This is a genomic window from Frankia sp. CcWB2, assembly GCF_977927585.1.
Map to the genome: position 1 here is coordinate 1 of NZ_CDWRCM010000174.1, position 5,634 is coordinate 5,634.

General features: G+C 70.9%; 7 protein-coding genes and 2 pseudogenes. 5 read left to right on the top strand and 4 right to left on the bottom strand.

All coding sequences use genetic code 11. From position 1 onward, the window contains the following. The 4 genes and pseudogenes from ACY45C_RS16605 to ACY45C_RS16620 form a co-directional block, all read left to right on the top strand. Positions 1-484 (top strand): annotated as a pseudogene (locus ACY45C_RS16605) (ATP-grasp domain-containing protein); the annotation flags it as partial. Between the two features lie 406 nt (positions 485-890). Then, entirely contained in the window at positions 891-1,223 is a 333-nt protein-coding gene (locus ACY45C_RS16610; protein ID WP_462188484.1) for a hypothetical protein, read from the top strand. Between the two features lie 18 nt (positions 1,224-1,241). After that, positions 1,242-1,877 (top strand): arginine deiminase family protein, encoded by a 636-nt coding sequence (locus tag ACY45C_RS16615; RefSeq protein ID WP_462188492.1) that lies wholly within the window; start codon positions 1,242-1,244, stop codon positions 1,875-1,877. Between the two features lie 162 nt (positions 1,878-2,039). Then, positions 2,040-2,183 (top strand): annotated as a pseudogene (locus ACY45C_RS16620) (alpha-amylase); the annotation flags it as partial. Positions 2,184-2,210: 27 nt separating this feature from the next. Here ACY45C_RS16620 and ACY45C_RS16625 read toward each other — a convergent pair. Continuing rightward, the gene (locus ACY45C_RS16625) at positions 2,211-2,564 is read right to left on the bottom strand and encodes a DUF6204 family protein (RefSeq protein WP_462188485.1); all 354 of its coding nucleotides are present in this window, start codon (positions 2,562-2,564) and stop codon (positions 2,211-2,213) included. A 115-nt stretch (positions 2,565-2,679) separates the two neighbouring features. Further along, entirely contained in the window at positions 2,680-2,874 is a 195-nt protein-coding gene (locus ACY45C_RS16630) for a hypothetical protein (RefSeq protein WP_462188486.1), read from the bottom strand. A gap of 47 nt (positions 2,875-2,921) precedes the next feature. Here ACY45C_RS16630 and ACY45C_RS16635 point away from each other — a divergent pair, with 47 nt between their 5' ends. Continuing rightward, positions 2,922-3,563 carry a hypothetical protein gene (locus ACY45C_RS16635; protein WP_462188487.1) on the top strand — a complete coding sequence of 214 codons (642 nt, stop codon included), beginning with the start codon at positions 2,922-2,924 and terminating at the stop codon, positions 3,561-3,563. A 95-nt stretch (positions 3,564-3,658) separates the two neighbouring features. Here ACY45C_RS16635 and ACY45C_RS16640 read toward each other — a convergent pair whose 3' ends face one another. Together ACY45C_RS16640 and ACY45C_RS16645 are read right to left on the bottom strand one after the other, a co-directional pair. After that, positions 3,659-4,414 (bottom strand): 4'-phosphopantetheinyl transferase family protein, encoded by a 756-nt coding sequence (locus ACY45C_RS16640; RefSeq protein ID WP_462188493.1) that lies wholly within the window; start codon positions 4,412-4,414, stop codon positions 3,659-3,661. A gap of 140 nt (positions 4,415-4,554) precedes the next feature. Continuing rightward, a complete protein-coding gene (locus tag ACY45C_RS16645; RefSeq protein WP_462188488.1) occupies positions 4,555-5,430 on the bottom strand; it encodes a metallophosphoesterase family protein in 876 nt (291 codons plus the stop codon). Positions 5,431-5,634: the final 204 nt, after the last annotated feature.

A 5,634-nucleotide genomic window follows, 5' to 3' on the forward strand; every position in this document is an offset into this window, starting at 1 on the left:
CCGGGACGGCATCCTGCACGCCGAATGGATGCTGACCGCCCGCTGCCCGGACGACCCGGTGCTCATCGAGTGCGCCGGGCGGATCCCCGGTGACAGCCTGGTCGAACTCATCGACCTGGCCTACGGAACCTCGCTGGTCGCGGACTACCTGGAGATCCTCTCTGGGGGGCAGCCCGCGCCGGCCGCGGTGGCGAGCGCCGCCGCGGCGATCCGCTTCCTGAGTGCCCCGCCCGGTCGGGTCGACGCGGTCGACGGCGTCGAGGTCGCGCGGGCGGTGCCCGGGGTGCGGCGGGTATCGCTGGCGGTCACCCCTGGCACGTCCATCCCGCCGCTGCGCTCGTCGGGCGACCGCATCGGCGAGGTGTTGGCGGTCGGCTCGACCCCGATGGACGCCGAGGCCACGGCGGCACGCGCCGCCGGGCTGGTGCGCGTGGCGGCGGCGGCAGCAGGGGCTCCGTTCGGCGCGGCTGTCATGCGGATCTAATTCCGTTGCCGCCGTCGCTCACCCTGATTATGAACACGTAAACGCCTGCCCGATCGGCACGTCGCGTACTCGCGGTATCCCGGGCTCCGCGTCCCGGTCGCATAATGCCGAGGTGGAACGCGCCAGCGAGAAATTGGACAGATGATTCTTCGCATATGGGTCGGCGTCCGGCGGGCGAGTACGGACATCGCCGTCGATCTGTCTGCGGCTGTTGCTTCCACGCTCTCCCCGCGGCTGTGTTCCGCTTTTCCGTTCCTTTCTCCTCGTTGGCTGATGGGGGCCGAGGGTGCGCCGTGGCGGGTGCTGCCGTCGCGGCGGGGGTGTCGGTGTTGGGGGTGCCGGGCCGGTGCGGTCGCTACCTGGTCACCGGATGACCGGGCCGACGGTTCTCATCCAGAATCCGACGGTGGTGCAGCCGGCCGAGACGTCGGTGTTCCTGGCACCCCGTCCGTCCTACGACCCGGTCCGGGCCGCGGCCGAGTCCGCCGCGGTGCGAGCGGCGCTCGCCGACCTTGGGGCCCGTCCCTGTGCCCCGTCCGAGATCCTCGCGGCGCTGCCCCGGGAGGTCCTGATCGAGCTCGCCGTCCGCGCGGTCAGCGCCGAGGACGACCTGCGAATGGCCGCCGCCCGCGAGGCGCTCCACGACTGGTCGGCGCCGGCGCTGGTGCCGGTGGTGCTGCGCCAGCCGCGGCTGCTGCTCGACCCCGGCGCCGCCCGCGGCGTGATCGGTCCCGACTAGGCGGACGAGAGCTACGCCCTGCGTCCCTTGGCCGGGTTGATGTTTCCCCGTGATCATTATGTCGATCTCGGTGAAGCGGTCGCGGTCGGCCGGTTGCGGCGCCGGGACCGGGCCCGCGAGACAGTCGTCATGGCGGCCGTGCTGCGCGGGTTGCGGGGCCGATCGGCCGAGGTCCGCGTCCCGGAGCCGCTGTTCCTGGAAGGCGGGGATCTGGTGAGCTGCGGCGATGTGGCCGTCCTCGGCACCAGTTGGCGGATCAGCCCGGCAGTCTGGGGGCTGTTGCGTCCGCATCTGCTGGCCAGCTTCGGTCACGTGGTGCGGGTTCGCGACGAGCTGCGGCGTGACGGCCAGCCCCATCTGAACTCCTGGCTCGGCCTCGGCCCGGGGATCGCCCTCGTCGCCGCCGATCGGCTGCACGCCCCGGCGGTGGTGGAACGCGACGGCGTCGCCGGCCGGGAGACGACGCTGGTCGACGCCCTGCGAACGATCAATCTCGCCGTCTGTCCGCTGGCACCGGACATGGTCGCCGCCTTCGCCGCGGGGGTGTTCTTCCTGCCGGCCTTCGCGCCGCCGGAATCGGTCCTCCGGCCGGAATCAGAAGCGGTCCTCCGGCCGGAGCCGGCCGCCCTGGTATCCACGGCGAGTGCGCCCTGAACCGAACCGGTGCTGTCCCGGTTCGGGATCCAGACCGTCGCGGTGCCGTTCGATGAACATCACAAGCAGTTCGGCAGCCTGCACCGGGCGCTCAACACCGTCCCGCTGCACTGATGGCGCACCGTCCGTGCCCTCCAGAACGGGCGGTGAACGTTCCTCAGGGAGCCTCCCAGACCCGAAGACCGCAGTAAGCCTGTGCGCCGGCTCGGCGCGTCCGGCTTCGCGCTCGGGCCGATCTTCACCTCCTCCGCCCACGGTTACGACACCATCGACCATCTCCGCATCGATCCGCGGCTCGGCGACGACCGCGGCTGCCCGCGCCCAGAGACCCGGTCAGATCTGTCGGGCGGCGCGCCGTCCACGGGCACCCAACGGGACCTCGGAAAGATCCTCGGCCTGCGACCGGAGGTTCTTGTAGCGGTAGCCGCGTTCGGTCAGCCAGGCTGCGGCGGTCGCCCGCGCACGGTCGGTCGCGGCCACCATGTCCTCCTCGGTCTCGCCGGAATCCAAGAAACGGAAGGTGAAGAAGGGCCTGGTGGCGATGTCGTAGGTAAGGCTGCCCTTCGGCGTGAACGCGGCCTGCAGGATGTCGTGTTCCGCCGCGTGGGCCAGCAGTTCGGTGCGCTGGTCATCGGTCAGCCCGTCGAAGGCGCCGCGGACGGTGATGCGGAAGGTACGGGTGCTCATGGCTCGATCTCATCATTCCCAGTCGTGCCGTCCAGCGATTTGCGGCGCCGCGCGGCCGGTTGCGCGGGTCCGGCGGGTCCGGAGTGAGAACGCACCGTGAGCCCGATGCCGAGGATCAGGTAAGGGTGGAACCATTCTCGTCGGCCTGCGGGGCGTCGGACGCGGCCAGCCGCGCGTGCAGGCGGGCGCGGACCTCCTCGGGGGAGTAGGCGACCCGCCGGCGCTGGCTGCGCGCGACGAGCACGCCGGTGGCGGCCACTCCGGCGAGTCCGGCCACGCCGAGCAGCTTTCCCCATCGAGCGCGATTCATCCGTCCAGGTTAGGGCGCCCTTGCGTCGGCTGCGGCATGCTACCGGCATGCCTGATTCGCGGATCAGCCTGGCCGATGCCCTGGAACTGACGCGGACCGGCGACCTGTGGCTGTTCCGCGGCCGCACGGCGGTGGACCGGGCGATCCAGACGACGACCAACAGCCCGGTGAACCATGTCGGCATGGCGGTGGTCGTTGACGATCTTCCGCCGCTGATGTGGCACGCCGAGCTGGGGAAATCGTTGCCGGACGTCTGGGCGGGCACGCATCAGCGCGGCGTGCAGTTGCACGACTTGCGTGCGGCGGTGGAGGTCTGGGCGCGCCGTTACGGCCAGCGGGCCTGGCTGCGTCAGCTTGAGCCCGCGGTCCGCGCCGAGCAGGAGGATGCCGTGCTGCGGACCGTCGCACGGCTCGACGGCACGCCGTTTCCGTCCACGGCCCGGCTGGCGACACGCTGGCTGCGTGGCCGGCTTCCGCGTCCCCGCCGGATGATGAGCGAGTACGCGCTGGAGACCGCGTACTGCGCCGAGGTCGTGGCTGTTACCTACGAGGCGATGGGCCTGCTGCCGTCCGGTCGCCATCCGAACTGGTACGACCCGGGGCGGTTCTGGAGCGGTGACGACCTGCGTCTGTCCGGAGGCTTCGTGCTGGGCGGGGAGATTGTCGTGGACGTGGACGACTCTGCCTAGCGTCGCGTCTGCCTAGCGTCGCGTTCGGCGGGTCCGTGCGGCGGCGGTTGACCAGGATCCGGTTCCTTGTCTTTCCAGAGCCTTTCGTGCCCGATTTATCCCTCTGGATAGGCAGGGTGCGTCTGGGGGGATGCCGTCGTCACGGGGGTGCCGTCCAGGTGCGGCACGGTGATCGCGGTGACCAGCAGGCCGCGGGCCGAGAGCCAACGACCGTCGAAGCCGGTCAGCTCACCGCCGGCTAGCCGCGGCCCCGCCACCAGGAGTTTCGCGGTGAAGGTGCCCCGGGCGGCCGGGCCCGGCGCCGGCGGGCCCATAGGTGCGGTGCCCGGGTGGATCACGAGGGCGGCGTCTCCGAAGCCAAGCCAACGTTCCGCCAGCGGGTACCACGCCTTGTAGACGGACTCCTTGGCGCTGAACAGCAGCCGGTCCCAGCAGACGGCCGGGCGGGTGCGGGTGAGGGCCGCGAGCCAGCCCTCCTCGGCGGGAACGGTGATCTCCTTCAGCACCCCGCCGGGTGTGGGTTCGTTCGGCTCGGCGTCGATGCCGATGGTGTGGACCTCCGCCGCCCGGGCCACCGCGGCCGCCCGGTAGCCGGCGCAGTGGGTGATGCTTCCCACCACTCCGTCCGGCCAGCCGGGTGCGCCGCGGGAACCGGGCAGGATCGGCGCCGCCGGAAGCCCGAGCCCCTCCAGCGCGCGATGCGCGCATACCCGGGCGGTGGTGAACTCGCGGCGCCTCTTGTCGACCGCGCGGCTCAGCAGCGCGGCCTCCTCGGGGAACAGCACGGCCGAGGGATCGTCCTCGAATGCCTCGACGGCGACGGCCGCCGCGGGCAGCAGGCTCGCAAGCAGGCGCGGATCCACCCTCTTTACTCCGCTACCCGTTACCCCGGTACCCGTTACTGACGTCGAAGCCGGCGCCCTCGGCGGCGCCGAGCCTGCCCCCGGCGCCAATCTCGATCCCGGCGTGGAACTCGATCCCGGCATCGCGCTCAGTCCCGGCGGGCCGGCGGTGCGGGGAAGGGCAGGATCTGCCGTAGCCCGGACCATGGCTTGCCCCACGCCGCGCGTTCCCGGGGGTAGCCCATCGAGACCTCCTCGAAGCGGACGTCGTCGTACCAGGTGGTGCGGGGAATGTGCAGATGACCGTAGACGACCGCGCTAGCCCGGAACCGCGTGTGCCAGTCGGCCGTGCTCGTGGTGCCGCACCACAGCGCGAATGTGGGGTACCGCAGTACCGCGGTGGGCTGACGGACGAGTGGCCAGTGGTTGACGAGCACCGTTGGCATTGTCGGATCGATGTCGCCGAGGCGCGCCCGGGTCTGCGCGACCCGGGCCTGGCACCAGGCGTCGATGGTGGGATACGGGTCCGGGTGCAGCACCCATTCGTCGGTGCACACGATCCCGCTTTCCCGGGCCAGGGCCAGCGCCTCCTCCTTCGTCGCCGTTTCGGCGGGACGAAAGGTGTAGTCGTAGAGCACGAACAACGGCGCGACGACGACGGGACCGCCCGTGCCCTCCCAGACCGGATAGGGATCCTCCGGGGTGACGACACCCAGCCCGCGGGCGATCTCCACGAGATGCCGGTAGCGATGTTCGCCGCGCAGCTGCACCGGGTCCTGCTTGGGAGTCCACAGCTCGTGATTCCCCGGCACCCAGACAACCTTCGCGAAACGCCCGCTGAGCTGCTTGAACGTCGTCTCGATATCGGCGACCGTCTCGGCGACGTCACCGGCGAGGATCAGCCAGTCGCCGGATGATCCGGGTGCGATGTCCTCCACCATCCGCCGGTTCTCGGGGTAGGCGACATGCACGTCACTGACGGCCAGCAGCCGCCCGGGCGAAACCGGGGAATCCGTCCGGGACACAGGGCGAAGCCTACCGGCGCGGCCACCGACGCGTCCGCCGGATGAAAATGCTGTTCCGATGTTCGAGATGGCGCCGGGTGGGCATCCTGATCGAGGATCATCGCGAGGGATCGGTGACGATCCATCGAGTGATGACACGATGAGCCGACGGATCCGGCCGATCTTGCGGGAGCGGACAGCGATGAACGACAGTGGGCAGGGATG